The 23754-nt window shown below is 61.5% G+C and carries 25 protein-coding genes; 17 read left to right on the forward strand and 8 right to left on the reverse strand.

Translation table 11 applies throughout. The annotated features are described in order from the left end of the window. Nucleotides 1-23: 23 nt before the first annotated feature. The 4 genes from hflK to E4M07_RS00640 all read left to right on the forward strand — a co-directional run bounded on the left by hflK (nt 24) and on the right by E4M07_RS00640 (nt 3794). On the forward strand, nt 24-1106 hold the full coding sequence (hflK, locus tag E4M07_RS00625; RefSeq protein WP_136656352.1) for an FtsH protease activity modulator HflK: 1083 nt from the start codon (nt 24-26) through the stop codon (nt 1104-1106). Next, on the forward strand, nt 1106-2020 hold the full coding sequence (locus E4M07_RS00630) for a protease modulator HflC (RefSeq protein WP_136656353.1): 915 nt from the start codon (nt 1106-1108) through the stop codon (nt 2018-2020). The genes hflK and E4M07_RS00630 overlap by 1 nt, the downstream gene beginning before the upstream one ends. 12 nt (nt 2021-2032) lie before the next feature. Then, a complete protein-coding gene (locus tag E4M07_RS00635; RefSeq protein WP_136656354.1) occupies nt 2033-2218 on the forward strand; it encodes a DUF2065 domain-containing protein in 186 nt (61 codons plus the stop codon). Nucleotides 2219-2324: 106 nt separating this feature from the next. Then, nucleotides 2325-3794: a DegQ family serine endoprotease gene (locus E4M07_RS00640; protein ID WP_136656355.1), complete on the forward strand. Its 1470-nt coding sequence runs from the start codon at nt 2325-2327 to the stop codon at nt 3792-3794. A 26-nt stretch (nt 3795-3820) separates the two neighbouring features. On the opposite strand, the gene E4M07_RS00645 is transcribed toward E4M07_RS00640, so the two are convergent. From E4M07_RS00645 to serB, 3 genes are all read right to left on the reverse strand, one after another. Next, a complete protein-coding gene (locus E4M07_RS00645; RefSeq protein ID WP_136656356.1) occupies nt 3821-4771 on the reverse strand; it encodes a hypothetical protein in 951 nt (316 codons plus the stop codon). Between the two features lie 355 nt (nt 4772-5126). After that, nucleotides 5127-5690 carry a GNAT family N-acetyltransferase gene (locus E4M07_RS00650; protein WP_136656357.1) on the reverse strand — a complete coding sequence of 188 codons (564 nt, stop codon included), beginning with the start codon at nt 5688-5690 and terminating at the stop codon, nt 5127-5129. Further along, entirely contained in the window at nt 5687-6583 is an 897-nt protein-coding gene (gene serB, locus E4M07_RS00655) for a phosphoserine phosphatase SerB (RefSeq protein WP_136656358.1), read from the reverse strand. The genes E4M07_RS00650 and serB overlap by 4 nt, the downstream gene beginning before the upstream one ends. 24 nt (nt 6584-6607) lie before the next feature. Here serB and miaA point away from each other — a divergent pair, with 24 nt between their 5' ends. Next, nucleotides 6608-7477 (forward strand): tRNA (adenosine(37)-N6)-dimethylallyltransferase MiaA, encoded by an 870-nt coding sequence (miaA, locus tag E4M07_RS00660; RefSeq protein ID WP_136656359.1) that lies wholly within the window; start codon nt 6608-6610, stop codon nt 7475-7477. A gap of 51 nt (nt 7478-7528) precedes the next feature. Here the strand turns inward: miaA and E4M07_RS00665 are convergent, their stop codons facing one another. Continuing rightward, entirely contained in the window at nt 7529-9433 is a 1905-nt protein-coding gene (locus tag E4M07_RS00665; protein ID WP_246660329.1) for an ATP-binding protein, read from the reverse strand. Between the two features lie 407 nt (nt 9434-9840). Here E4M07_RS00665 and E4M07_RS00670 point away from each other — a divergent pair, with 407 nt between their 5' ends. The 9 genes from E4M07_RS00670 (at nt 9841) to E4M07_RS00710 (ending at nt 17581) form a co-directional block, all read left to right on the forward strand. Then, a complete protein-coding gene (locus tag E4M07_RS00670) occupies nt 9841-11619 on the forward strand; it encodes an acetolactate synthase 3 large subunit (RefSeq protein WP_136656361.1) in 1779 nt (592 codons plus the stop codon). Nucleotides 11620-11662: 43 nt separating this feature from the next. Then, nucleotides 11663-12583, forward strand: coding sequence for a DMT family transporter (locus E4M07_RS00675; protein WP_136656362.1), 921 nt, complete (start codon nt 11663-11665; stop codon nt 12581-12583). Further along, nucleotides 12580-13152, forward strand: coding sequence for an acetolactate synthase small subunit (gene ilvN / locus E4M07_RS00680; protein WP_136656363.1), 573 nt, complete (start codon nt 12580-12582; stop codon nt 13150-13152). Before E4M07_RS00675 ends, ilvN begins: the two co-directional genes overlap by 4 nt. 104 nt (nt 13153-13256) lie before the next feature. Beyond that, nucleotides 13257-13850, forward strand: a complete 594-nt coding sequence (locus E4M07_RS00685; RefSeq protein ID WP_136656364.1) for a LysE family translocator — start codon at nt 13257-13259, stop codon at nt 13848-13850. 84 nt (nt 13851-13934) lie between these two features. Then, complete coding sequence (gene nthA / locus E4M07_RS00690; RefSeq protein ID WP_136656365.1) at nt 13935-14546, forward strand: nitrile hydratase subunit alpha; 612 nt, start codon at nt 13935-13937, stop codon at nt 14544-14546. After that, the gene (nthB, locus tag E4M07_RS00695) at nt 14543-15202 is read left to right on the forward strand and encodes a nitrile hydratase subunit beta (RefSeq protein WP_136656366.1); all 660 of its coding nucleotides are present in this window, start codon (nt 14543-14545) and stop codon (nt 15200-15202) included. The genes nthA and nthB overlap by 4 nt, the downstream gene beginning before the upstream one ends. After that, a complete protein-coding gene (locus E4M07_RS00700) occupies nt 15189-15551 on the forward strand; it encodes a nitrile hydratase accessory protein (protein ID WP_246660330.1) in 363 nt (120 codons plus the stop codon). Before nthB ends, E4M07_RS00700 begins: the two co-directional genes overlap by 14 nt. 47 nt (nt 15552-15598) lie before the next feature. Further along, entirely contained in the window at nt 15599-16405 is an 807-nt protein-coding gene (locus tag E4M07_RS00705; RefSeq protein WP_169054041.1) for a thioesterase family protein, read from the forward strand. Nucleotides 16406-16453: 48 nt separating this feature from the next. After that, a complete protein-coding gene (locus E4M07_RS00710; protein WP_136656369.1) occupies nt 16454-17581 on the forward strand; it encodes an ATP-dependent RecD-like DNA helicase in 1128 nt (375 codons plus the stop codon). Nucleotides 17582-17607: 26 nt separating this feature from the next. Here E4M07_RS00710 and E4M07_RS29000 read toward each other — a convergent pair whose 3' ends face one another. After that, on the reverse strand, nt 17608-18021 hold the full coding sequence (locus E4M07_RS29000; RefSeq protein ID WP_169054042.1) for an STAS/SEC14 domain-containing protein: 414 nt from the start codon (nt 18019-18021) through the stop codon (nt 17608-17610). Between the two features lie 172 nt (nt 18022-18193). On the opposite strand from E4M07_RS29000, the gene E4M07_RS00720 reads away from it, so the two are divergent. From E4M07_RS00720 to ilvC, 3 genes are all read left to right on the forward strand, one after another. Continuing rightward, on the forward strand, nt 18194-18958 hold the full coding sequence (locus tag E4M07_RS00720) for a pyridoxine 5'-phosphate synthase (RefSeq protein ID WP_136656371.1): 765 nt from the start codon (nt 18194-18196) through the stop codon (nt 18956-18958). Nucleotides 18959-19100: 142 nt separating this feature from the next. Further along, nucleotides 19101-19721 (forward strand): TetR/AcrR family transcriptional regulator, encoded by a 621-nt coding sequence (locus E4M07_RS00725; protein ID WP_136656372.1) that lies wholly within the window; start codon nt 19101-19103, stop codon nt 19719-19721. A gap of 40 nt (nt 19722-19761) precedes the next feature. After that, entirely contained in the window at nt 19762-20781 is a 1020-nt protein-coding gene (gene ilvC / locus E4M07_RS00730; RefSeq protein WP_136656373.1) for a ketol-acid reductoisomerase, read from the forward strand. Between the two features lie 72 nt (nt 20782-20853). Here the strand turns inward: ilvC and E4M07_RS00735 are convergent, their stop codons facing one another. The 3 genes from E4M07_RS00735 to E4M07_RS00745 all read right to left on the reverse strand — a co-directional run bounded on the left by E4M07_RS00735 (nt 20854) and on the right by E4M07_RS00745 (nt 23264). Next, a complete protein-coding gene (locus E4M07_RS00735; RefSeq protein WP_136656374.1) occupies nt 20854-21801 on the reverse strand; it encodes a hypothetical protein in 948 nt (315 codons plus the stop codon). Further along, nucleotides 21798-22718 carry a hypothetical protein gene (locus E4M07_RS00740; RefSeq protein ID WP_136656375.1) on the reverse strand — a complete coding sequence of 307 codons (921 nt, stop codon included), beginning with the start codon at nt 22716-22718 and terminating at the stop codon, nt 21798-21800. The genes E4M07_RS00735 and E4M07_RS00740 overlap by 4 nt, the downstream gene beginning before the upstream one ends. A gap of 105 nt (nt 22719-22823) precedes the next feature. Continuing rightward, the gene (locus tag E4M07_RS00745; protein WP_136656376.1) at nt 22824-23264 is read right to left on the reverse strand and encodes a BA14K family protein; all 441 of its coding nucleotides are present in this window, start codon (nt 23262-23264) and stop codon (nt 22824-22826) included. Nucleotides 23265-23754: the final 490 nt, after the last annotated feature.

The raw sequence follows: 23754 nt of genomic DNA on the forward strand, positions 1-23754 counted from the left end.
GCTGACGAACCGATGAGGAATCAATGCCCTGGAGTAACCAAAATGGTAGCGGCGGAAACAACCAGGGTCCCTGGGGGCAGGGGCCGCGCGGGCCGCGTCGCACGGGAGGCGGCGGTGCGCCGCCGGATCTCGAGGAAATCATCCGCCGAAGCCAGGACCAGCTGAAGAATGCGCTACCGGGCGGTGGCGGCGGCAGCCCAGTCTTCATCGCGGTCATCATTGCCGGCCTGCTTTTGCTCTGGGCGTTCCAGGCGATCTACACGGTGCAACCGGACCAGCGCGGCGTCGTCCTGCTGTTCGGTAAGCCCAAGGAAGAAATCTCCCAGCCGGGGCTGCATTTCCTGTGGTGGCCGATCGAAAAGGTCGAGATGGTCCAGATCGTCGAACGGCAGATCAATATCGGCGGCAGCTCCGCTCGCGGCGCAACGCAGGGCCTGATGCTGTCGGGTGACCAGAACATCGTCGATGTCCAGTTCTCGCTGCTTTACGCGATCACCAACCCGCGCGACTACCTGTTCAATGTCGAGAACCCCGAGGATACGCTGCGCCAGGTGGCCGAAAGCGCCATGCGCGAGGTGGTCGGCCGGCGTCCCGCGCAGGATGTCTTCCGCGACAATCGCCAGGCCATCGCCGACAGCGTGAAGACGATCATCCAGACGACGATGGACACATACGGCGCCGGCATTTCCGTCAACACCGTGTCGATCGAGGACGCGGCGCCGCCGCGGGAAGTCGCCGACGCGTTTGACGAGGTGCAGCGCGCCGAGCAGGACGAAGACCGCTTCGTCGAGGAAGCCAACCAGTATTCCAACCAGAAACTCGGCCAGGCGCGCGGTGAAGCGGCCCAGATCCGAGAGGAAGCCGCCGCCTACAAGGATCGCGTCGTCAACGAGGCGACCGGTGAGGCACAGCGCTTCATCGCCATTTACGAAGAGTACTCGAAGGCGCCGGACGTAACGCGCAAGCGTCTGTTCCTGGAAACCATGGAGGATGTCTTCAAGACGTCCAACAAGTTCATTGTCGAGCAAAACCAGGGCCAGGGGGTCGTTCCCTACTTGCCGCTGAACGAGCTGAACCGACCCTCAACACAGGGAGGTACCAACTAATGGGTAACCGTCTTCCCATCATCGTCATTGCCGTGGTCGTTCTGCTGGGCCTCGCCTATTCCTCCTTCTTCGTCGTCCAGGCGGGCGAGCAGGCGATTGTCCTGCGCTTCGGCGAGATCCGTTCCGTCAAGACGGAGCCGGGGCTGTATTTCAAGCTGCCGTTCAGCTTCATTGAGGCCGATAATGTGCAGATGATTCAGAAACGTGCGATCCGCTTCGATCTGGACGATATCCGCGTGCAGGTCTCCGGCGGTAAATTCTACGAGGTCGATGCGTTCGTGGTCTACAAGATCACCAATGCCGAGCGTTTCCGGGAAACGGTCTCCGGCGATGTCACGGCGGCCGAGTCGCGGCTTCGAACACGTCTCGATTCGGCCCTCAGGCGGGTCTACGGCCTGAGAGGCTTCGAGGCTGCCCTTTCGGATGCGCGTAACGCCATGATGACGGAAGTGCGCGATCAACTGCGGCCCGACGCGGAATCGCTGGGGCTGACGATCGAGGACGTGCGCATACGCCGCACCGATCTGACGAAGGAAGTCTCGCAGCAGACCTATGACCGCATGAAGGCGGAACGTCTGGCGGAAGCCGAGTTGATCCGCGCGCGCGGCCGCGAAGCCGGCCAGCGTATCCGGGCGATCGCCGACAGGCAGGTCGTGGAACTCGAATCGGAGGCACGGCGCGATTCCGAAATCACCCGTGGTGAGGGCGATGCCGAGCGCAACCGCATCTTCGCCGAGGCGTTCACCAAGGATGAGGCGTTCTTCGATTTCTACCGGTCCATGGAAGCGTACCGGCAGTCGCTGACCGATACGGACACGACGATGGTGATCTCACCGAATTCGGAGTTCTTCCGTTTCTTCCAGGATGCGGCCGGGACCATTCCGGAAGGTTCGGCGAACGCCGCTCCGCAATAGGCGGCCAACGCCATGAGCGATCTCGTCGTGGCGATTGGCTTGTTTCTGGTCATCGAGGGGCTGATCTACGCATTGGCCCCTTCGTTGATTCGGCGCATGGCCGAAGAACTGCCTCTCATTTCGGACCGGCAATTGCGCGGTTTCGGGCTTGCGGCGGTCGGCATCGGCGTGTTTTTTGTCTGGATGATCAGGGGCTAGCCGTCCATCACGCGCAGTTGGCGCAGATTTGAGTGGACGCGGCCCAAATTGGACATATCTATGCGGGACAAACCTCGCGGGAAATGCAGTCGGGAGAGAGAATATCATGCCACTGAACACTGTCCTGAAACCGGTTCGCGCCATTGCGGTGATTACAGCGCTCGGGGTGGCCGCGGTCCAGTTTGCGGATTTGGGTGTTCGCCCGGCACAGGCCGCGCAGGGGCCGGAATCGGTCGCCGACCTGGCGGAGCAATTGCTGGATTCGGTCGTCAACATCTCGACATCGCAACGGGTGAGCAACAACCGGCGCACGCCGCGGCCGCGCATTCCGGACGGCTCGCCTTTCCAGGACTTTTTCGATGAATTCTTCGGCGAGCGCGAGGGCGAACAGGCGCCGCGCTCGCGGCGGGTCAACTCGCTTGGCTCGGGTTTTGTCATCGACAAGGAAGGCGTGATCGTCACCAACAACCACGTGATCGCCGATGCCGACGACATCGAGGTCAATTTCGCCGACGGCTCGAAGCTCTCCGCCGAAGTGGTGGGCGCCGACCCGAAGACCGATATCGCAGTCCTGCGGGTCAAACCGGAAACCCCGCTCACGGCGGTCTCGTTCGGCAATTCCGAGACCATTCGCATCGGCGACTGGGTCATGGCGATCGGCAACCCGTTCGGTCTTGGCGGAACCGTGACCACGGGGATCGTCTCGGCCCGCGGCCGCGACATCAATTCCGGCCCCTATGACAATTTCATTCAGACGGACGCGGCCATCAACCGCGGCAATTCCGGCGGCCCTCTCTTCAATCAGACGGGTGAGGTGATCGGCGTCAACACGGCGATCATATCGCCGACGGGCGGATCCATCGGTATCGGTTTTGCGGTGCCGTCGGACCTGGTCAAATCGGTCGTCGCGCAGCTGATCGAGTTTGGCGAGACGCGCCGCGGCTGGCTGGGCGTGCGCATCCAGCCGGTGACCGACGATATCGCCGAAAGCCTCGATATGAAGGAGGCCATGGGCGCCCTGGTTGCCGGAATCATCAAGGGCGGACCGGTGGATGACGGGTCTATCCAGCCCGGCGACGTGATCATCCGCTTCGACGGCCAGGCCGTCGAGGACATGCGCGACCTGCCGCGGATCGTGGCGGAAAGCCCGGTCGGCAAGGAAGTCGAGGTCGTTATCATCCGCAAGGGCAAGGAAGAGACGATTGCGGTCACGCTCGGACGCCTCGAAGACGGCGAACAGCTCATTGCCCAGGCGCAGCAGAGCGATGAGCCCGAAACCGCCACAGTTCTCGGCATGGAACTCGCCGAGCTCGACAGCGCGCTGCGCGAGAAGTACGAGATTTCCGAAAATGTCGAGGGCGTGGTCATCGTCAACGTGGATGAAGACTCTTCCGCTGCGGAAAAACGCATTGTCGCCGGCGACGTGATCGTCGAGGTGGCGCAGGAGGTGGTCAAGTCGCCCCAGGAAGTGTCCGACCGGGTCACGAAGCTGAAGGACGACGGGCGGCGCAACGCGCTGCTGATGATCGCCAACACGATCGGCGAACTGCGGTTCGTCACCGTACCAATGCGGTAGCAGGTCCGGGCGCGGCCGGCTGCGGCCTAGCCGATGCTCTCATGTTTCTTATTCGTGCTGGCAGTACTTTTGACTTGATCTTTCATGGTTCGCATCAGGTGACTCATTGTGTCCATAGATTCACGTGCAAAGCTTACGTCAGCGTTCTTTAGTAGGTATGTGTCGGGCCATCTGATGTCCTCGCTAAGCAGTGCAATCAACGGTTCCATTCTATTTTTCTGGTCCGTTGGCATCTCCTTTACGCACAGATATGCTAGAAGATATTTGTCAAATATGGATTTTATTTTAATTAGATAGGTCGAAGTATCAACGAACTGGCTATACTGTTTCAAAAACCATGCAGCCAAAAATTCAACAAATACAAATAGGACGGAACACGAGACAATCCCGTAAATGTACTGCTTTTGGAATCCCGTTAGATAGGAAATTATTTGCCAGGCAACTATCGTAGCGACAAAAAAGGCAATGCCCATGCGGGCGTACAATGTACCTCTATCCAGAAGGATGGAAGCTTTTTCATCATACAGAACGGCTTTTGATTCCAGTGCCGCACTCAGTTGATGAAAATACGTTACGAAAGATTTTGCGGCATCAACCCTTGCCTCGTTGTCTTTGTTTTGTGCCTTCCTGTAAATCTCCTCAATTTTGTCATAGTCAATCGGCACTCCAGCGTCTTTGGCAACCCTTATGGTAGTGGCAATTTCGCTGTCAAATTGCTTTTGTTTTTCCTGCCTAGTTCGATCGTCTATCTCTGAAAACGAGCTAACTCTTCCAGCCAAATATGTAGCCCAAAATAAGCCAAAAGAACCTGCCAATGCTGCCGAAGCGGCAAGGAGAAATGGGCCCTGATCTGTCCAAAATTGAACGCTCGATGAAGAAAATGGGAAGAGCGCGTAAACAAAGGAAAACAACAACGATACCAAAGAGACCAATACAACTGCAAGTCGAAGCGTCTGGGAGGTCTGCACGTAAAACATATGCTTTACCCATTCTTCTGATATTGAGATCCACTAAAATCTATACGAGCATCGACGGTCGACAAAATCAATCACAGGCCGAAGCTTGGCTCATTTTCAGTTGATCGCAATCTGCGCCACGTGCCAGAGATCATGCGCTGATTCTGCTGGCCAGATTGAAAATCGGCGTGATGGTGTTGCAGTGGTTCAGATTGAATGCTTTGAGGGCAACCTAATTTGAAGAACTTTATTTGTTGCCAAGCTGAAGGACGACGGGCGGCGCAACGCGCTGCTGATGATCGCCAACACGATCGGCGAACTGCGGTTCGTCACCGTACCGATGCGGTAGCATGTCCCGGGCGCTGCCGGCCGTGGCTCAGCCGCGCCGTGCCAGCCATTCAGGAGCCGTCACCGCATAATAGGCGTGGCGACGCAGGTGGACATGGCTGTCGGGAACGAACGGGTGATCGAAGTCGCGCGAAGGTTGGTGGCGCATGCCGATCCGATCCATGACGGCCGTTGACCGGACATTTTCGGGAACGGCAAAGGCGACGACCTGGTCCAGGCCGTGTTCCTCGAAACCGATCCTCAGCAATTCACGCGCCGCCTCTGTGACGTAGCCCTTGCCCCACGCTTCGGGCACAAGTCGCCAGCCGATCTCGATGATGCCTCGGGGCACATGCGGTTCAAGATTCGTCGGTATAGACAGTCCCATGAAACCGATTGCCGTTTCGTCGTCGCGCGTCTGCAAGGCGCCGAAGCCGTAGCCGGTCTCGTTGATTTCGCGCATGATCCTGTCCATGACCTCCCGGGACTGCTGCCGATCGCGGCGGAAGGGAAAGAAGGCCATGACCGTCTCGTCGGAATTGAGGCGATGGAACGCGTCTTCGTCCGACGGCCGCCAGTTGCGGAGGATCAGGCGCTCTGTTTCGGCGATCATGTCGTTGCTCCGACGAATTCGCTGCGGGTGTAGCCCTGAATGTAAAGAAGTGCCGTCAGGTCGCCGTGATCGACCCGGATATCCGCTTCGGCCGCGACCACCGGCTTGGCATGCAGTGCGACGCCGCTGCCGGCGAGGCGCAGCATCCCGAGGTCGTTGGCGCCGTCGCCGACGGCCAGCACATCACCGGCGGACAGGCTGAGCCTGGCAGTCAGTTCCTGGAGCGCATCGATTTTCGATTGCTGGCCGAGCACCGGTTCGACGATCGTTCCGTCGAGCTTTCCGTCGGCGTGATTCAGCACATTGGCGCGGTGCTCGTCGAAGCCGAGCCGCCCCGCCACCCGGCCCGTGAACAGCGTAAAGCCGCCGGATACGAGCGCCGTATATGCGCCGTTTGCCTTCATGGTCGCAATCAGTTCGCGGCCTCCGGGCGTCAGGGTTATGCGGTGTTCCAGCACGCGGTCGACGACCGAAAGATCGAGCCCCGCCAGAAGCGCCACCCGTTCCCGCATAGCGGGCTCGAAGGCGATTTCACCGTTCATCGCGCGCCTGGTGATGGCCGCGACCTGATCGTAAAATCCGGCTTCCGCAGCCAGTTCGTCGACGCATTCCTGCCGTATCATGGTGGAATCCATGTCGGCCAGGAGCAGCCGCTTCCTGCGTCCGTCCGCGTCCTGCACGACAATATCGGCGGGCTGATCGTCCAGCGCGTCAGCAATCATGCCGCGGGCTTCCTCGCGGGCGATGCCGTCCTTCAGCGGCAGGTCGCATGCAATGCCTTCGGCCAGCCAGTTTGGTGCGGCTGCGGTGACGCCCGCGGCGGCATGCGAAACCAGACCCTTTGACAGAACAGGATTTGACGGATCGGTAATAAGCGTGGCAACGAGTGGCATGTGGTGTGAATTCCCGGAGAGACGATGCGTGCCGTCCTGATAGCCGGACCGACAGCAAGCGGCAAGTCCGCGCTGGCCGTAAAAATGGCCGAGGCGGCCGGCGGCGTGATTGTCAATGCCGATTCGATGCAGGTCTACGACACGCTGAGGATCCTGACCGCCCGACCCACGCAGCCGGAACTGGAACGGGTTCCGCATCACCTCTACGGCCATGTCCCGGCATCGACGAGCTATTCGGCAGGGCAGTGGCTCCGCGACGTCGGCCAGCTTCTCGACCGGCCGGACGTTGCCGGGCGGCTCCAGGTCTTCGTCGGCGGCACCGGTCTTTACTTCAGGGCCCTGACGGGCGGCCTTTCCGACATGCCGGCCATTCCCGAGGGGGTGCGCCGGCACTGGCGCGAGCGCCTGCTTAACGAGGGCGCCGAGGCGCTGCATGCGCGATTGCAGCTTGTCGATCCGGAGACCGCTGCTACGCTCGATCCCACCGACAGTCAGAGGATTGTCCGCGCACTCGAGGTCTTCGAGGCCTCCGGCCAATCCATTCTGCAGCACCAGCGGGCCCGGGGAGAGGCGCTGATCGAGCCCGGGGAGGCCCGCCGTATCGTCCTGATGCCGGATCGCGACGTGCTCAGACAGCGCATTCGCGACCGGTTCGTCTCAATGGTCGAGAGCGGCGCGATCGATGAGGTCAGGCGTCTGATCGCCAGCGGCCTTTCTCCCGATCTCCCGGTCATGAAGGCGATCGGCGTGCGCGAAATCGGCGCCTATCTTTCAGGAGAAGCTACCCTCGATGAGGCGATCGAGCGTGCCAGCATCGCCACCCGGCAATATGCCAAGCGGCAGATGACCTGGTTTCGAAACCAGCTCGATGACGGCTGGGAGCGGCGGACCTAGTCCTGCAAATGGAAACGGGCGCCTTTGGCGCCCGAACCGGTTGTGTGACCGTTACTTGCCGGCAGGCGGCGTTTCTGCCTTTTTCAGCAGTGTCGCGCGGTGCGGCGACTTCTTCAGCAGCGAATCGCGAAGATCGTTGCCGTGGACGGAACCGAGCGACGAGGGTTGCGGCGCCGGTTCGTCGAATTCCTCGGGTGCGTCCGACAGCGGAGCCGCCGGCCCGCTGATCGCCTTTTCCAGATCCGCCAGATCGGCAAGCTGCGGCTGCAGCGTCGCGCCGCCCTGCGGCGGCATGCCGGAGGTGCCCAGCGGAACTTCCGTGTGCCGCATGCTCTGAATGATGTGCTGCACATCGAGCTGGCCGTCCCTGCCGCGCGCCATGGCACTGGCTCCGTGGCCGCTGACGGTTTTCGGCAACTCGTGTTTCGGAAGGCGCTCGAAACACATGCGCATCGGCACGGCGACAGCCTCACCGAAGGCGATGGCCTCGCCGTTGCCGATCGACGACAGGAAGCTGATCGTCGAGCTGGACGAATTCGAGATCGCAGAGCGGATGATCTCCTGGTCGCGGTCGTTGGCGAGGCGCATGGCGAAGACCGTCGAGCACTGCGACAGGATCGTCGGATCGAGTTCTCCGGGGCGCTGGGTTATGACGCCGAGACTGACGCCGTATTTGCGGCCCTCCTTGGCGATACGCGCCACGGCCTGCCGGGTGGGGAAGAAGCCGAGGCTGGCATCTGCCGGAACGTAGCGGTGCGCTTCCTCGCAAAGCACCAGGATGCGCATCTGCCCGTTGCTCCACAGCGCGATTTCGAACGCCATGCGGCACAGCACCGACGCCACCGCATTGACGACCTCGGACGGGATGCCGGAGAGCTGGAACGACGTTATCGGCTGACCGTTGCCCGGGATGCGGAAGATCTCGCTGATTACATCGGCCAGGTTGTCGATGATGGTGTTGGTGGAGAACATGAAGCGAAAGCGCGGATCGTTGATCACCGAGGCAATGCGCTGCTTGAGGTTGCGCAAGAACGGTTTTTCCTCGCGCCCGTCAAGCTGTCCGATGCGTTCGTCGATCAGCGCCAGCAGATCTGCGACGCGGTAGGGGACCGGCGTGTCGGAGGTGATCGAGGAACGATCCACCTTGCGCGTTACCGGGCGGCCATCGGCCGTGCCCTTGAAGTTCCGTTTCGCTTCCGCGATGAGATCGCGCAACATGTCGACTTCTTCGGCGACCGTCGGACGGCCGCGGAAGATCACCTCCGCGAACTCCTCGAGCCTGAACAGCCAGAACGGCAGGTCGAGCGTGTCCGTTTCGATAAGGTGGGCCCGCGACTTGAAGGCCGACGCGAATTCGTTGTGCGGATCGAGCACCAGCACACGCAGGTCCGGACACACATCGACGATGCGGTTGACTAGCAGCGAAACGGCTGTCGATTTACCAACACCGGTGGTTCCGACGATAGCAAAGTGGCGGTCGAGAAGGGCATCGGCCGAAATGCAGGACGGAATTTCCGAGTTCTGCGTCAAGTGGCCGATGGTAACCGGACTGGCGGTGTCGATCGAATAGATGGCATCCAGGTCGGTGGTGCGGATCTGGTGTGCGACGGCACCAAGCGTCGGATAATCGGAAATACCTGCGCTGAAACTTGTCTCATCGCCCTCACCACGGATCTCGCCAACGAGCTCGACCTCGAAATGCATGGTGTTGGGTTCATCTTCAAGCCAGATCTCGCCCGGACTCTGGATGCTGAAAACGAGCGCCACGACACGGTTTCGGCCCACCCGGATCGAGATGAGCCGGCCGACAGACAGTGTCGCCGACAAGGCGTGTTCGTTGATCGGAACACGGGCGGAAATGGTTGCGCGTGCGCCATTGCACCTTACAACATGGCCGAGGACGCGGGACGGAAACGAAACGTCGCGCCTTTCCTCTACTCCTGGTCTCTTGTTCATGCTGCCCCGTTTCATACAGTTAAGCGTGCGGAGACTGCCCGGAACACCCATCAAGTCCAATCTGAGCAGGCCCCAGTGCGTTAAGCTTAAGTAACTTGTGTTAACAACCCGTTGTCTTTGCAGGTTAATGAGTTGTCGACGCCAATCAGTGCCGCGGGCCGGATCCCGGCGCCGAATCGGGGTACGCGGCATTGACGCGCGGTTTCTTTGCGGCTAACGTCCCGCGCATGATCAGGACAGGACTAATTGTGGTGATGAAGCGCATGGGCAGGATGGTGTAACCATCCGGCGGCAGCCACCCATGCGCTTAACGAGGCTCCGACAGGGGCCTTTTTTTATGGCCGTGGAAACTGGTGCATTTGTGCCCGCTATCCGAGGGAGGCGGGAGAGTAAGGCGGAAAAGGACAATGACGGGCAGTAGCAGGGAAATGACAGGCGCCGAGATGGTCGTCCAGGCGCTCAAGGACAATGGTGTCGAGGACATATTCGGATATCCGGGCGGCGCCGTTCTGCCGATTTACGACGAGCTGTTTCAACAGGACGATATTGTGCACGTCCTCGTGCGCCACGAACAAGGCGCCGGTCATGCGGCGGAGGGCTATGCCCGCTCGACCGGAAAGGTCGGCGTCGTGCTGGTCACCTCCGGCCCGGGTGCGACCAATGTGGTCACAGCGCTCCAGGACGCTCTGATGGACTCCATTCCCCTGGTCTGCATCTCCGGCCAGGTGCCGACGCCCCTGATCGGCTCGGACGCCTTCCAGGAATGCGATACGGTCGGTATCACCCGGCCGTGCACGAAGCACAATTGGCTGGTGCGCGAGATCGGCGACCTGCCGCGTGTCCTGCACGAGGCGTTCCGCGTCGCCCAGACCGGACGTCCAGGACCCGTCGTCGTCGATATTCCGAAAGACGTTCAGTTCGCGACGGGCGAGTATGTCGGGCCGTCGCCGGTTATCGAGCACAAGAGCTATCAGCCGAAGCTTCAGGGCGATCTCGATTCCATCCGCGAAGCGGTCAAGCTGATGAGCGAGGCCAAGAAACCGATCATCTACACCGGCGGCGGTGTCATCAATTCCGGCTCGGAGGCCAGCCACCTGCTTCGCGAGCTCGTGCAGTTGACGAATTTCCCGATCACTTCGACCCTGATGGGGCTGGGCGCCTATCCGGCGTCGGGCAAGAACTGGATGGGCATGCTCGGCATGCACGGCACTTATGAAGCCAATATGGCGATGCACGACTGCGACGTCATGGTCTGTATCGGTGCGCGGTTCGACGATCGCATCACCGGCCGCCTTGACGCGTTCTCGCCCAACTCGAAGAAGATCCATATCGATATCGATCCGTCCTCGATCAACAAGAACGTCCATGTCGACATCCCGATCCTCGGCGATTGCGGGCATGTGCTCGAGGACATGGTGCGGCTTTGGCGCGCCTCGTCGGCACCCGCCGAGAACAAGGCACTGGCCGGCTGGTGGGAGCAGATCGACAAGTGGCGCGCCCGCAATTCGCTCGCCTACGCGCCGAACAAGGACGTCATCATGCCGCAATACGCCATGCAGCGGCTTTACGACCTGACCAGGGACCGTGACACCTATATCACCACCGAGGTCGGCCAGCACCAGATGTGGGCGGCGCAGTTTTACGGTTTCGAGGAGCCGAACCGGTGGATGACCTCCGGCGGGCTCGGCACGATGGGCTATGGACTGCCGGCGGCGCTGGGCGTGCAGATCGCCCATCCGGATTCGCTCGTCATCGATATCGCCGGCGACGCATCCGTGCAGATGACCATCCAGGAGATGTCGACGGCGGTGCAGTACGAGGCGCCGATCAAGATCTTCATCCTCAACAACCAGTATATGGGCATGGTTCGCCAGTGGCAGCAATTGCTGCACGGCAACCGGCTGTCGCACTCCTATACGGAGGCGATGCCGGATTTCGTCAAGCTCGCCGAAGCCTATGGCTGCGTCGGCCTGCGTGCCGAAAAGCCGGGCGAGCTCGATGATGCGATCACAGAGATGATCTCCGTCGACAAGCCGGTGATCTTCGATTGTCGCGTCGCCAACCTTGCCAACTGTTTCCCGATGATCCCGTCCGGCAAGGCGCACAATGAAATGCTGTTGCCGGACGAGGCGACGGACGAGGCCGTGGCCAACGCGATCGACAAGAAGGGCAAGGCGCTGGTCTAGAGCAAGATGAGGTACGGGTGGTGGAACGCTCGCGCGAGGTTGGATGAGTAGCGGCAGACATCCGGGTTTGGCCGATTACGGCATGCTGTGCCTGCTTGCCGTCATCTGGGGCGGCAGCTTCATGCTGACGCGGGTTGCGGTTGCGGAACTGCCGCCCATCACGCTGACCGCTATCCGCCAGGGCATTGCCGTTGTCATCCTCGCTGCTGTCGCCATCAGGTCCGGCCAGGCGCTCAACGCATCAAGGTCCGATCATGCGGTTATCGTGGCGTCTGCATTTTTCGGCTTGGCGCTGCCCTTCGGGCTGATCAGTTGGGGTCTGCAGGAAATCACAGCGGGCCTGTCGGCCATTCTCATGGGGCTGATGCCGCTCATGACGATCGTGCTGGCGCATTTTTTCACCCAAGACGAGAAAATGAATCTTGCAAAACTGCTTGGTGTCTTTCTCGGTATTGGCGGGCTGGTCGTCCTTTTTTGGCCGGATATCTTCGACCGGACGGATGCCGATATCTGGCGCCAGCTGGCCATCATGGGGGCGGGCGTGTCCTATGCCGTGAACGCGCTGATCACCAAGCGGCTTCTGCATCTCAAGCCGCGGCCGATGTTTGCGATCAACATCGCCTGGTCCTTGGTCATGCTAGCGCCCGTGGCGCTTCTTTTCGAGCCGCTGCCGAGTGCAAATCCCTCCGCCGCCGCATGGTTCAGCCTGGTGCTTTTGGGCATCTTCCCGACCGCGGCGGCCTCATTGCTCATGTTCCGTATTATCGGCCGGCAGGGCGCCAGCTTTTTCGGCCAGATCAATCTGCTCGTCCCCGTCGCCGGGGTTCTCTGGGGTGCTGCGATACTCGGTGAGCGGCTGTCGCTCAACGCCTTCGTCGCCCTTGCCATCATTTTGTCGGGTGTCGCCGTCGCGCGCCTGCACCCGAAGCCAAAATTCCAGACAGTCGAGGAAAAGACCTCATGAATGCGCAGCACAAACCAACCGGCTCGGCCTATTTCATCGCCAAGGAGACCGAGCAGCTCGAAACCCGCACGCTCTCGGTGCTCGTGGACAACGAACCCGGTGTCCTCGCACGGGTCATCGGGCTGTTTTCGGGCCGCGGCTATAACATTGAAAGCCTGACGGTCTCGGAAACCGAGCACGAGGCGCACCTGTCGCGCATCACCATCGTCACCAACGGCACGCCGCATGTCCTGGAGCAGATCAAGCACCAGCTTGAGCGGATCGTCCCCGTGCACCGGGTTGTCGATCTTTCCATCCGTGCGCGCGAGAAGGGGCATGAAAAGCCGCTGGAGCGGGAACTCGCGCTGATCAAGGTGAAAGGCGAGGGCGATCACAGGGTCGAGGCGCTGCGCCTGGCGGACGCGTTCCGCGCCCAGGTAATCGATGCCAATACCGAACATTTCATTTTCGAAATCACCGGCCGGGTGTCGAAGATCGAGCAGTTCATTTCCATCATGCGGCCGCTCGGCCTGATCGAGGTCTGCCGCACCGGTGTCGCCGCACTCAATCGCGGTCCGGACGGGATGTAGATCGAAGGGCCATCCTGCCTGAATGGCGCATGGGTGGCATGCATTCATGATGTTGCTCACGGAGCTAATTCAGGTCAGCATTGCTGACCTGAAGAGGAGAAACCATGGCCGTCGACACATTCCTGGCGCTCGTTGCCTTTGCGTTCGTGACATCGGTCACGCCGGGGCCGAACAATTTCATGCTTCTGGCATCCGGCGCGAATTTCGGGTTTGTGCGGACCATACCCCATATGTGCGGCATAGCGGTGGGCTTCGCTTCGCTGCTTCTCGGTGTGGGATTCGGTTTGGGGGCGCTGCTGCAGAGCTGGCCGACCCTGCACGTTCTGCTGAAAATCGGCGGCGGCTGCTACCTTCTTTATCTTGCCTGGAGGATCGCCGGAAGCCGGGCGCTCGCCGAGAACCGGGCCGTTTCGCGACCGATCACGCTGGCGCAGGCGGCCGCTTTTCAGTGGGTCAACCCGAAAGCCTGGATGATGGCGCTGACGGCCATGGTGCTGTTCGCCAATCCGGCGGATCCGCATCTTTCGGTGCTGTTCGTCGCCGCGGCCTTCGTCCTCGTGAATTTTCCAAGCGTATCGATTTGGGCGGGTTTCGGAACCGTGCTGCGGCGCGCCCTTTCAAGCCCGCAGCGGCTGAAGTGGTTCAACGTGACCATGGGCGTCCTGCTTGTCGCGACGCTCTTTCCGATGATGCTCTAGCCATGAAACAATCCGGTCCAGGCCGGTGTTCACAAAAATGCGTCAGGCGATTTACTTGTACGTAAGATGCGATAAAGTTCAAGGATGACCAATTCGCACGACCACGATCACGACAACGAACTCGATCCCATGACGGCGCGCGTGCGGGCACTGGAAACGATCCTGAGCGAAAAGGGCCTGATCGATCCGGCCGCGATCGACGCCATTGTCGATACCTACCAAAACAGGGTGGGGCCGCAGAACGGCGCACGGGTCGTGGCCAGGGCCTGGAGCGACACGGAATTCGCCGACTGGCTGGCCAGGGACGCTACGGCGGCGATCGCCTCACTCGGCTTTACGGGCCGGCAGGGCGAGCACATGCACGCGGTCTTCAACACGCCGCAGACGCATAATCTCGTCGTGTGCACCCTGTGTTCCTGCTATCCGTGGAGTGTGCTCGGACTGCCGCCGGTCTGGTACAAGTCGCCGCCTTACCGTTCGCGCGCCGTCATGGATCCGCGCGGCGTCCTGGAAGAGTTCGGCGTGCGCCTCGACAAGGACGTCAACATCCGGGTGTGGGATTCGACCGCTGAACTGCGCTATCTGGTGGTGCCGATGCGTCCGGCGGGCACCGACGGTCTCGATGAAGACGCGCTGGCCGCACTGGTGAGCCGCGATTCAATGATCGGGACCGGTCTTGCGGAGGCACCGGAATGAACGGACCGCACGATCTCGGCGGAGAAATGGGTTTCGGCCCGGTCGCGCCGGAAACGGACGAACCGGTCTTTCACGCCGACTGGGAAAAGCGCGTGCTCGGCGTCACATTGTGCTCGGGTGCACTCAGGCTCTGGAACATCGACGAAAGCAGGCATGCCCGCGAGAGCCTGCATCCGGCCGACTATTATGCGTCGAGCTATTACGAGATCTGGATCAAGGCGCTCGAAACGCTCCTCGTGCGGCACGGATGTGTCACGGCGGAGGAGCTTCAGTCCGGCCACGCGCTTAAAAAAGCGGTGATGGACAGACCGCCTCTGGTGGCTGCCGATGTGCCGGCGACATTGGCGCGCGGCGGCCCTTGCGACCGGCCGGTCGATGCGGACCCGCACTTTGCCGTCGGCGACAGGGTGACGGTCCGCAATATCCACCCATCCGGACACACGCGCGTTCCGGGCTATGCCAAGGGCAAGACGGGTGTCGTCGAGGAGGTCGCCGGCGCCTATGTCTTTCCGGACGACAACGCCCACGGCCGGGGCGAGAACCCGCAATGGCTTTACCGGGTGGTCCTTACCGGCGACGATCTTTGGGGGCCGCAGGGCGATCCGTCGCTGACCGTTTCGATCGATGCATGGGAGAGCTATCTTGAGCGGGCCTGATCGCGGCGCGGACCGGCCGCTGCCGCCTGAAATCGCCGACCCGTCACCCTTCGCCGAACCCTGGCAGGCACAGGCGTTCGCACTTGTGGTCGGCCTGCATGAACGCGGGCTCTTCGAATGGGGCGAGTGGGCGCAGGCGCTGTCGGCAGAACTGAAGCGACCGGGCGTTGCGGATGACGGCAGCGATTATTATGCCTGCTGGCTCCGCGCGCTGGAAACGCTCATCGGCGAAAAACAGATCGCGGAAGGCGCCGACATCGACGCGCTGGCCGAATCATGGTCGCGCGCGGCCCATGCCACGCCGCACGGCAAACCCATTCTCCTCGAAAACGATCCGCTGACCTCCTGAAGATCCGGTATCGGCGATCGGGATCCAGCTATCACCCAGGAACGCAAATGACCTACACGCTCGACGAAACGCTCGGCCTCGAACGCATCTCCGACGATGTCTTCAAAAGCCAAACGGACCAGCGCTACTGGAACCTGATCGGACCCTATGGCGGCTGGATCGCGGCGCTGATGATCAAGGCGGTGATTGCCGACCGCAGCGACGCGCGGTTCGAGCCGGTCGCATTGACGATCGATTTCATGAAAGCACCGGCTGAGGGCGAGATCATCCTGAGACGCCGTTGCGACCGCGCCGGGCGGACGGCCGCATTCTGGCGCGTTGACATGGAAAACCCCGACGGAACGCCGTGCGCGCGCGCAATGGTGACCCTTGCCCCGCATCGCGAGACGCTGGTGTTCTCAACGCAGAAAATGCCGGATGTCCCGCCGCCGCAGGCGGTCGAGCGGTTCCGCACCGAGGTGCTGCCGGTCAAATGGGCGCATCTTTACGAGACGCGTGTGATCAAGGGCAAAATGGGCGAGATAACACCCGATGCGCATTCGCTGACCTGGGTGCGCGAGGCCGATCAGCGGCCGCTCGACCACGTTTCGCTGACGGCGCTCTGCGACAGTCCGTTTCCGCGGCTGTTCCTGGCCACCGGCCGGCCGTCCAACATCTCGACGATCACCATGACGATCTATTTCCACGCGCCGATGGCGGAACTGGAGGAGATTGGCGGCGATCACCTGCTGGCCGATGCGCGCTGCGAACGTTCCGTCGGCGGCTTTTTCGATCAGCACACCAGCTTCTATTCAACGCAAGGCAATCTTGTTGCCGCTTCGCAGCAGATGGTCTGGTACGACCGCGAAGCATGATCACAGTTTGTTCTTGCTCTGAGCGGGCGAATCCTGCCAGTTGAAGGCATGGAATTCTCGCGACAGCAGGATGAAGCGCTGCAAGCCGTCGCCCGGTGGCTGGGGGAGGGGCAAAGCCCCCTGTTCCGGCTGTTCGGCTATGCCGGAACCGGCAAGACAACGCTGGCGCGGCACTTTGCCGAACAGGTGGACGGCGATGTCCAGTTCGCGGCATTTACCGGCAAGGCGGCACAGGTGCTGCGCAGCAAGGGCGCCAGCAACGCCAAGACGATCCACTCGCTGATCTACCGGCCGCGCGGGGAGGAAACGGTCGAGGACGAAGAGACCGGCAAGACCTCGGTCGCACCCATGTTCTCGCTCAACCGGCAGAGCCCGATCGCCAAGGCGTCCCTGGTGATCGTCGACGAATGCTCCATGGTCGACGAGGAACTGGGACGTGACCTGATGAGTTTCGGAACGCCGATCCTGGTGCTGGGCGATCCGGGGCAGTTGCCGCCGGTGTCGGGCGGCGGGTTCTTTACCGAGCATGAGCCGGACTACCTCCTGACCGATATTCACAGGCAGGCGCGGGACAATCCGATCATCGATCTGGCGATGCGGGTTCGCGAGGGAATCGACATCGGCTACGGCGACTGGGGGACGGCGCGGGTGATCACCAAGTCCGACGTTACCACCGAACTCGTCCTCGACGCCGACCAGGTGCTGCTCGGCATCAACCGCACACGGCGGCGCTACAACCAGCGCCTGCGCGAGCTCAAGGGTTTCGACGCGAAATACCCGCAGGCCGGCGACAAGCTGGTGTGCCTGCGCAACGATCCGGCCAAGGGCCTGCTCAACGGCTCGCTGTGGCAGGTCATGACGTCGTCGCGCGAGACCGTCAAGCCGGGTATCAACCTGATTGTGAAACCCGAAGACGACGACATGAATCGCGGCGCGGCGAAGATCAAGCTCCTGAAGCAGGCCTTCGAGGATCCGGACGCCGAGGTGCCGTGGCAGACGCGGCGGCGCTACGACGATTTCGACTATGGCTACGCGCTGACGGTGCACAAGGCGCAGGGTTCCCAATGGGACAGGATCGTGCTGTTCGACGAGAGCTATGCGTTCCGCGATTCACGCGAGCGCTGGCTTTACACCGCGATCACGCGCGCCGCCGAGGAACTGACGATCGTGCGTTGAACCGGTTGCCCGGCTCGAGATCTGCCCTAATCCTTGGCCGGTTCGGTCTCGGGATTTCCATAGATCCACTGCCAGGCCTCGGTCTCGTCCGCGAGTTCGAAGTGCCTGACCTCCATGCGGAACAACGGGCTGAGGAACCGGGTCGCGCCCGCCGCCCAGGACGGTCCGCCGACCAGGGCGTAGCGCCGAATGTGCCTGAAGGCATGGAGCTTGCCGACATAGGCGGTGTCGGAGAGCAGCGTGTCCCAGTCGAATCCGTCGTAGCGGCCGATGCGCATCAACAGGCTGATCTTGTCGTGCTTTTCGTACGCCTCCTCGAGGGTTTGATAGACTCGCTCGATTTCCTCTTTCGTGAGGTGCCCGTCGATTTCAAAGGCATAGACGTCGTCACGCTCGGTCTTGAGCTGCGTCAGGGCGGGATGCTTGAGTGGGGACGTCATGTCGGCCTCCAAAATGCGATGAAGTACGCTCCCCATGTAGGCATGGCCGGCAACCGATGCAATCGGACGATTCCACTGGTTTGGCGTTAACTGTTTAAATTGGTTCGTGATTGCCGGACGGCCGTGCGTTAGGTATTGCGGCTTACGGACACAGTTTTTCGGAAAATCCTGCATGACGGAGCCCGCCGTTACCAAATTGTCGGTCAACCTCAATGCCATTGCGCAGCTTCGCAACCGGCGCGACCTGCCGTGGCCGAGCGTAACCGGGCTGGGCGCGCAGGCGCTCATCGCGGGCGCGCACGGGCTGACCGTCCATCCGCGCCCGGACGAGCGGCATATCAGGCGCAGCGACCTTCCGGAAATCCGCGCCCTGATCGACGACGAATTTCCGCAGGCCGAATTCAATATCGAAGGGTATCCCACCGAAGCGTTCCTGCAACTCGTCGAGGCCAACCAGCCCGACCAGGCAACGCTGGTGCCGGACGATCCTGCCCAGGCGACGTCGGATCACGGCTGGGATTTCAGGCGCAACCGGGAACTTCTCAAGCCGGTCGTGGCGCGGTTGAAGAAACAGGGTATCCGCGTTTCGCTTTTCGCCGACGCAGACGGCGACAGGGACGCGCTAGCCGCTGCAGCCGAGACCGGCACGGACAGGGTGGAGTTCTACACCGGTCCCTACGGCGGCTGCTACGATGATCCGAAGGCGGCGGCGGTGGAGCTCGAAAATCTGCAGCGCAGCGCCGAAGCCGCCGAAGGGCTCGGGCTTGGCATCAACGCCGGCCACGACCTGACGGTGGCGAACCTTCCGGCGCTCAAGCAGCATATGCCGGCGCTGCTCGAGGTTTCGATCGGGCACGGCCTCACCGCGGACGCGCTGCAATACGGCATGACCGAAACCGTCAAACGCTTCCTGAGCGCCTGCGGGCACGATATCTAACCTGTCTTCAGCCATCCCCCATTGGCCCCTTGACGGCAGTGTCGCTTTGCAATAAAAAGCCGAACCGTACGGTACGGTACGCATCTGATACGCAGCGAAACACGTGGCCCAGACAGTGCTCACAGAAGCGGAAAAAGACAGCTTGGCGGTGTTCACGCCCCGCCAGAACGCGGTGCTGGAAACGGCACTTCGCCTGCTGGTCGAGGGCGGCGGCGGCGCGCTGACGACGGCCCGCATCGCGCGGGCGGCGAATTGCTCGAAGGAGAGCCTCTACAAATGGTTCGGCGACCGCGACGGTCTGCTCGCCGCCATCATTACCTACCAGGCCAGCAAGGTCCGGGTGCCGGGGACGGGGCCGTTGCCGGAGACGGCCGCGGCGTTTCGCGAACACCTTGAACAGTTCGCCAGCGACCTGCTGACGGTCCTGTCCGGCGACGTTTCGCTGGCGCTCAACCGCCTCGCCATCGGCCAGGCCAGCCGCGACGACGCCCATCTCGGGAGGCTGGTGCTGGAACGCGGCCGGCGCATGATCGGCCAGCGGGCAGGGGTGCTGCTCGAGGCGGGGCGACAACGCGGTTTCATTCGCTTCGACAGCCGCGATGCGGCGTTCAGGACGCTATACGGGCTGGTGATCCGCGATTTCCACGTGCGCCAGCTTCTCGGCGACACTCTGTTGCCAGAGGAAGCAGACATCAGCGCTCAGGCGAAATCCGCCATCGACCAGTTTTTCACGCTTTACGGAACGGGGGCCGAAACGCCCTGACAATCAATGGAAATGAACGTGCCTAGGAAAGGAACCAGTCATGCGTGTCTACTATGATCGCGATGCCGATCTCAATCTCATCAAATCCAAGAAGGTCGCCATAATCGGCTACGGCAGCCAGGGCCGCGCCCATGCGCTCAACCTGAAGGATTCGGGCGTACCCGATATTGCCATCGCCCTGCGCGAGGGCTCGGCAACGGCCAAGAAGGCCGAAGCCGACGGTTTCGAGGTCAAGTCGGTTGCCGACGCGGCCGCCTGGGCAGACCTGATGATGATGGCAACGCCCGACGAACTGCAGGCCGACATCTACCGCGAGCACATCGCCGGTAACATCCGCGACGGCGCGGCGATCGCCTTCGCCCATGGCCTCAACGTCCATTTCGGCCTGATCGAGCCGAAGGCGACGGTCGACGTGCTGATGGTTGCGCCGAAGGGACCGGGCCACACGGTGCGCGGCGAATACCAGAAGGGCGGCGGGGTTCCGTGCCTCATCGCCGTACACCAGGACGCCTCCGGGAACGCGCATGACCTCGGTCTGTCCTACGCGTGCGGTGTCGGCGGTGGCCGCTCCGGCATCATCGAGACGAACTTCAAGGAAGAGTGCGAGACGGACCTGTTCGGCGAGCAGGTCGTGCTTTGCGGCGGGCTGGTCGAACTGATCCGCGCCGGTTTCGAGACGCTGGTCGAAGCGGGCCACGCCCCCGAAATGGCCTATTTCGAGTGCCTCCACGAGGTCAAGCTGATCGTCGACCTCATCTACGAAGGCGGCATTGCCAACATGAACTACTCGATTTCCAACACCGCCGAGTGGGGTGAGTATGTCTCGGGTCCGCGCATCATCACCGACGAGACCAAGGCCGAGATGAAGCGTGTCCTCACTGATATCCAGACCGGCAAATTCACGTCGGAGTGGATGCAGGAATACCGGGCCGGTGCGGCGCGGTTCAAGGGCATCCGCCGCAACAACGACGCCCACCAGATCGAGGAAGTCGGCGAGAAGCTGCGCGGCATGATGCCGTGGATCAAGTCGAACGCGCTGGTCGACAAGGAACGCAACTAAGCCTCACCGAGCCGACGGGGCGCAAGGCGCCCCGTCTGCCTCCCGGCCATCGGGTGTTGCGATACGGCCCGGTCAGGCCTTCGAATTCCGGTATCGTCGCTTTATGAACCGCCGCAGGCGCCGTGCCTGCCGAACAAGAAGCGGTGGTTGCGGTGCCCGATAAGCCTTCGGTACCTTCGGACCGGGCGGCCGGCGGTTCTTCGCTTTGCGCGCCAGATGATCCGGCAGCGACAATACCGTCATGCGCCGGTCTGCCGTCGCGATGACGCTGCCGTCCACCAGGCCGTATGTTTCCTGCCTTGTTCGGCCAACCCGGCCCCAATCGAATTCCACCCGCCGCTTTTTTTGGCCCGGCCGGTCGTGGTGCAGGTGATAGGTGTGGCCGATCTTTTGCGTCCGGCCGGTCCGCTCAAAGACCGACATGCAGAAGATGGAATCCTTGTGGGTGTTGGTGAAGGTCAGATCCTCGCGAAAGCCGCCGACCTCTTCAAACAGGGACCGTGCGCAGAAGATGAAATCCCCGGACGCGCAGCAGAAGGGTTCGGTGTCGTCAGCGTGCGCGTCGCTGTGTTGCGGGTCATTGACAAAGGTCTCATCCTCGACGTCGATCCAGCCGGCCCGGTAGAGGGTCTTGGCGTCGTACATGCCGCGCTGGAGAAAGTCGAGAATATCGTCTCCGAAATAGTTGTCGGGGTTGGTCAGCAACAACCAGGACCCGGCCGCCCGCGCCGCACCGGCATTTTTGGCGTGGTACTCGAACAGCTCGATGTTGCGGTTTCCGCTGACAAGCTTGTGTATGGCCGGCTCGACAATGATACAGCGGGCGTTGGGAAAGGCCGCCGTGATCTCCTCCGACAGCAGCGGCCTGCCGGGTATGGGGTTCCACTCGACGAAAACGAGCTCCGCCTCTATCCCGCGCGCTTCCAGCGCCTCGAGATTGTAGCGCGTGGTGGCAAACAGGCGCTCCTCGAAATTGCCGCCGTAATTGTCGTTTCGACCGGCGATAATGATGGAAATCATGCATCCACCCGCCGCAGATAGGCGTCGTAGGCCTGACAGGCCTGCTCCGGCCAGAAGTCCCGGAAATCATAGGTTCCGGCGCCAATGGCGGCGACCATCTCCGCATTGCGCTCATAGCCGATGAACTCGTCGACCATGTTGCGGGTCAGATCCTGCGGGTTTCTTTCCTGGCGCACGGAAGACCGCGCGTAGGCGACCCGATAGCCGAGCGACTGCAGGTGATACGCCGCCCAGATGTCGTCCATCCTGCCGACAAAGGGCACCATGAAATACCGCCTCAGCGCATCGGCTGTCAGGAACGTGTTCTGCGAGTTAAACGGGCTTGTCGCATCGGCGGCGAACGGGAAGCTGCGTTCGTCGAATGCAATGTCCGGTGCGTGCTCCATGCGGCAGACGGCATCGATATCCGGGTCCCCGTCCCAGAAGTCCGCCTGTACATCGACACGGATTTCCCTGATCTCGTATTGCGTATAGTCGCGGCCGGCGAGCAATTGGAGCGGGAAGCCGCGATGCCACAGATGGGCGTGTTCCGTGACGCCGATGGGGTCGAAACAGCCATCGCCGGTCAAGTAGGTCCTGATGGGGACCGTGTTTCCGACGAGAAGCCCGGTCCCCCAGTGATCGTAAGGGATGTTGTCGTCATCGACGGTGGCCACGATATCGGCGCCTTCGTCCAGCGCCAGCACGAAGCCCAGGTTCCGCCGCTGGATACAGTTCCAGCCGATCAGCCGGGAAAGCTCCGGTGCCAATTTCTCCTGATCGTCCGGCGACAGGTAAATGCCGCTCTCAAGGTGGTAGTCCGGCGGTGTTTTATGGTCGCCGACAACGATCAGCGTCCAGTCCGCCAGCGCATCGAACCGTCTGATGGCTTCCGTCGGCCCGTTGATGGTCGTCGAGACGATGAACTTCCTATTCATGGGTCGGCACCATGGCCTTGGGTGTCGCCGGGTGGTTGAGCCAATGCAAAAGAGCGGCCGGCCGGCCGCTCCGTGACTGAATCAGATTTGTTGGTTGCAATGCCCTCAATAGTAAGGCGACCGGCACTGCTTGCGCGGACCGTGATAGGGCTGGAACGTATTGTCATAGGCCCTGTAGGAGCGGTACTTGCGATAGCAGTAGTTGATGTGCGGCTGCGACACGTAAACGCGGCGCGGCTGCGGCCGGTAGTAGGGCACCGGCCCGTAGGTGCGGCCGTAATAGCGCGGTCCGTAATAGGGTTTCGGATAGTAGCGCCTCTTGTAATAGCGGCCGTTGCAATAGGCATTGTAGCAGTAGTATCGGCCATGGCGGGCGCTGTTTGCGACAATGCCGCCGATCACGAGGCCGGTGAACACGCCGGCGGCAAAGTTTGCACCGTTGTTCTTGTAGCGGTATTTCTTGCCGGCCGCCGCGTCCGGAACAGCCATCGCGAGTGCGCCCATGCCAATCATGGCGACGGCAAGCCCTCTTAACAATCGTGACATGTCTGCCTCCCGGTTGTCGGTAACGTGACATTAACTATTTGTCATGTTTGGCACGCTGGCAAGGTTTCACGTTGCCGCGGACGATCACAATTGCAGTGATCCTTAACGGACCGTGCGATTTATTGGCCGGATTTCAGTGGCTTGCCGGTCTTCCTTGCAGTCGCATCAAGCCTGCGTGACAAGCCCGTGTTGAGGCTCAAGACCGTTTCTTGGCTAGATTGAATCATTTGACCGTGGCGATTTTGGTCGCTGGCTAGGCGGGTTGCGCGCCGTGGTGCCAACCCACCACAAGTGCAAGCCAACGACGCCAGGGGCCAAAATCGCCCGGCCCATTCAATGTTGGTTTTCAACATCTTCTCCTCTTTCAACGGTGGGGAAATCGGCCCATCGGCGTTGTTGCGCCGCTTGCCCGATGCCCCACATCGCACTGCGCGACGCGCCTAGCCGAGTGAACCGATTTTCCGCCATCAAATGCTTCAAGCTAGCCAAG

The organism is Nitratireductor sp. XY-223, assembly GCF_004959855.1.
In the GTDB taxonomy this organism is placed as follows: domain Bacteria; phylum Pseudomonadota; class Alphaproteobacteria; order Rhizobiales; family Rhizobiaceae; genus Hoeflea_A.

Bases quoted from the DNA above. Each gene is read 5' to 3' on its own strand.
- hflK (WP_136656352.1), top strand. From the start codon at position 24: ATGCCCTGGAGTAACCAAAATGGTAGCGGCGGAAACAACCAGGGTCCC.
- E4M07_RS00630 (WP_136656353.1), top strand. From the start codon at position 1,106: ATGGGTAACCGTCTTCCCATCATCGTCATTGCCGTGGTCGTTCTGCTG.
- E4M07_RS00635 (WP_136656354.1), top strand. From the start codon at position 2,033: ATGAGCGATCTCGTCGTGGCGATTGGCTTGTTTCTGGTCATCGAGGGG.
- E4M07_RS00640 (WP_136656355.1), top strand. From the start codon at position 2,325: ATGCCACTGAACACTGTCCTGAAACCGGTTCGCGCCATTGCGGTGATT.
- E4M07_RS00645 (WP_136656356.1), bottom strand. From the start codon at position 4,771: ATGTTTTACGTGCAGACCTCCCAGACGCTTCGACTTGCAGTTGTATTG.
- E4M07_RS00650 (WP_136656357.1), bottom strand. From the start codon at position 5,690: ATGATCGCCGAAACAGAGCGCCTGATCCTCCGCAACTGGCGGCCGTCG.
- serB (WP_136656358.1), bottom strand. From the start codon at position 6,583: ATGCCACTCGTTGCCACGCTTATTACCGATCCGTCAAATCCTGTTCTG.
- miaA (WP_136656359.1), top strand. From the start codon at position 6,608: ATGCGTGCCGTCCTGATAGCCGGACCGACAGCAAGCGGCAAGTCCGCG.
- E4M07_RS00665 (WP_246660329.1), bottom strand. From the start codon at position 9,433: ATGAACAAGAGACCAGGAGTAGAGGAAAGGCGCGACGTTTCGTTTCCG.
- E4M07_RS00670 (WP_136656361.1), top strand. From the start codon at position 9,841: ATGACGGGCAGTAGCAGGGAAATGACAGGCGCCGAGATGGTCGTCCAG.
- E4M07_RS00675 (WP_136656362.1), top strand. From the start codon at position 11,663: ATGAGTAGCGGCAGACATCCGGGTTTGGCCGATTACGGCATGCTGTGC.
- ilvN (WP_136656363.1), top strand. From the start codon at position 12,580: ATGAATGCGCAGCACAAACCAACCGGCTCGGCCTATTTCATCGCCAAG.
- E4M07_RS00685 (WP_136656364.1), top strand. From the start codon at position 13,257: ATGGCCGTCGACACATTCCTGGCGCTCGTTGCCTTTGCGTTCGTGACA.
- nthA (WP_136656365.1), top strand. From the start codon at position 13,935: ATGACCAATTCGCACGACCACGATCACGACAACGAACTCGATCCCATG.
- nthB (WP_136656366.1), top strand. From the start codon at position 14,543: ATGAACGGACCGCACGATCTCGGCGGAGAAATGGGTTTCGGCCCGGTC.
- E4M07_RS00705 (WP_169054041.1), top strand. From the start codon at position 15,599: ATGACCTACACGCTCGACGAAACGCTCGGCCTCGAACGCATCTCCGAC.
- E4M07_RS00710 (WP_136656369.1), top strand. From the start codon at position 16,454: ATGGAATTCTCGCGACAGCAGGATGAAGCGCTGCAAGCCGTCGCCCGG.
- E4M07_RS29000 (WP_169054042.1), bottom strand. From the start codon at position 18,021: ATGACGTCCCCACTCAAGCATCCCGCCCTGACGCAGCTCAAGACCGAG.
- E4M07_RS00720 (WP_136656371.1), top strand. From the start codon at position 18,194: ATGACGGAGCCCGCCGTTACCAAATTGTCGGTCAACCTCAATGCCATT.
- ilvC (WP_136656373.1), top strand. From the start codon at position 19,762: ATGCGTGTCTACTATGATCGCGATGCCGATCTCAATCTCATCAAATCC.
- E4M07_RS00735 (WP_136656374.1), bottom strand. From the start codon at position 21,801: ATGATTTCCATCATTATCGCCGGTCGAAACGACAATTACGGCGGCAAT.
- E4M07_RS00740 (WP_136656375.1), bottom strand. From the start codon at position 22,718: ATGAATAGGAAGTTCATCGTCTCGACGACCATCAACGGGCCGACGGAA.
- E4M07_RS00745 (WP_136656376.1), bottom strand. From the start codon at position 23,264: ATGTCACGATTGTTAAGAGGGCTTGCCGTCGCCATGATTGGCATGGGC.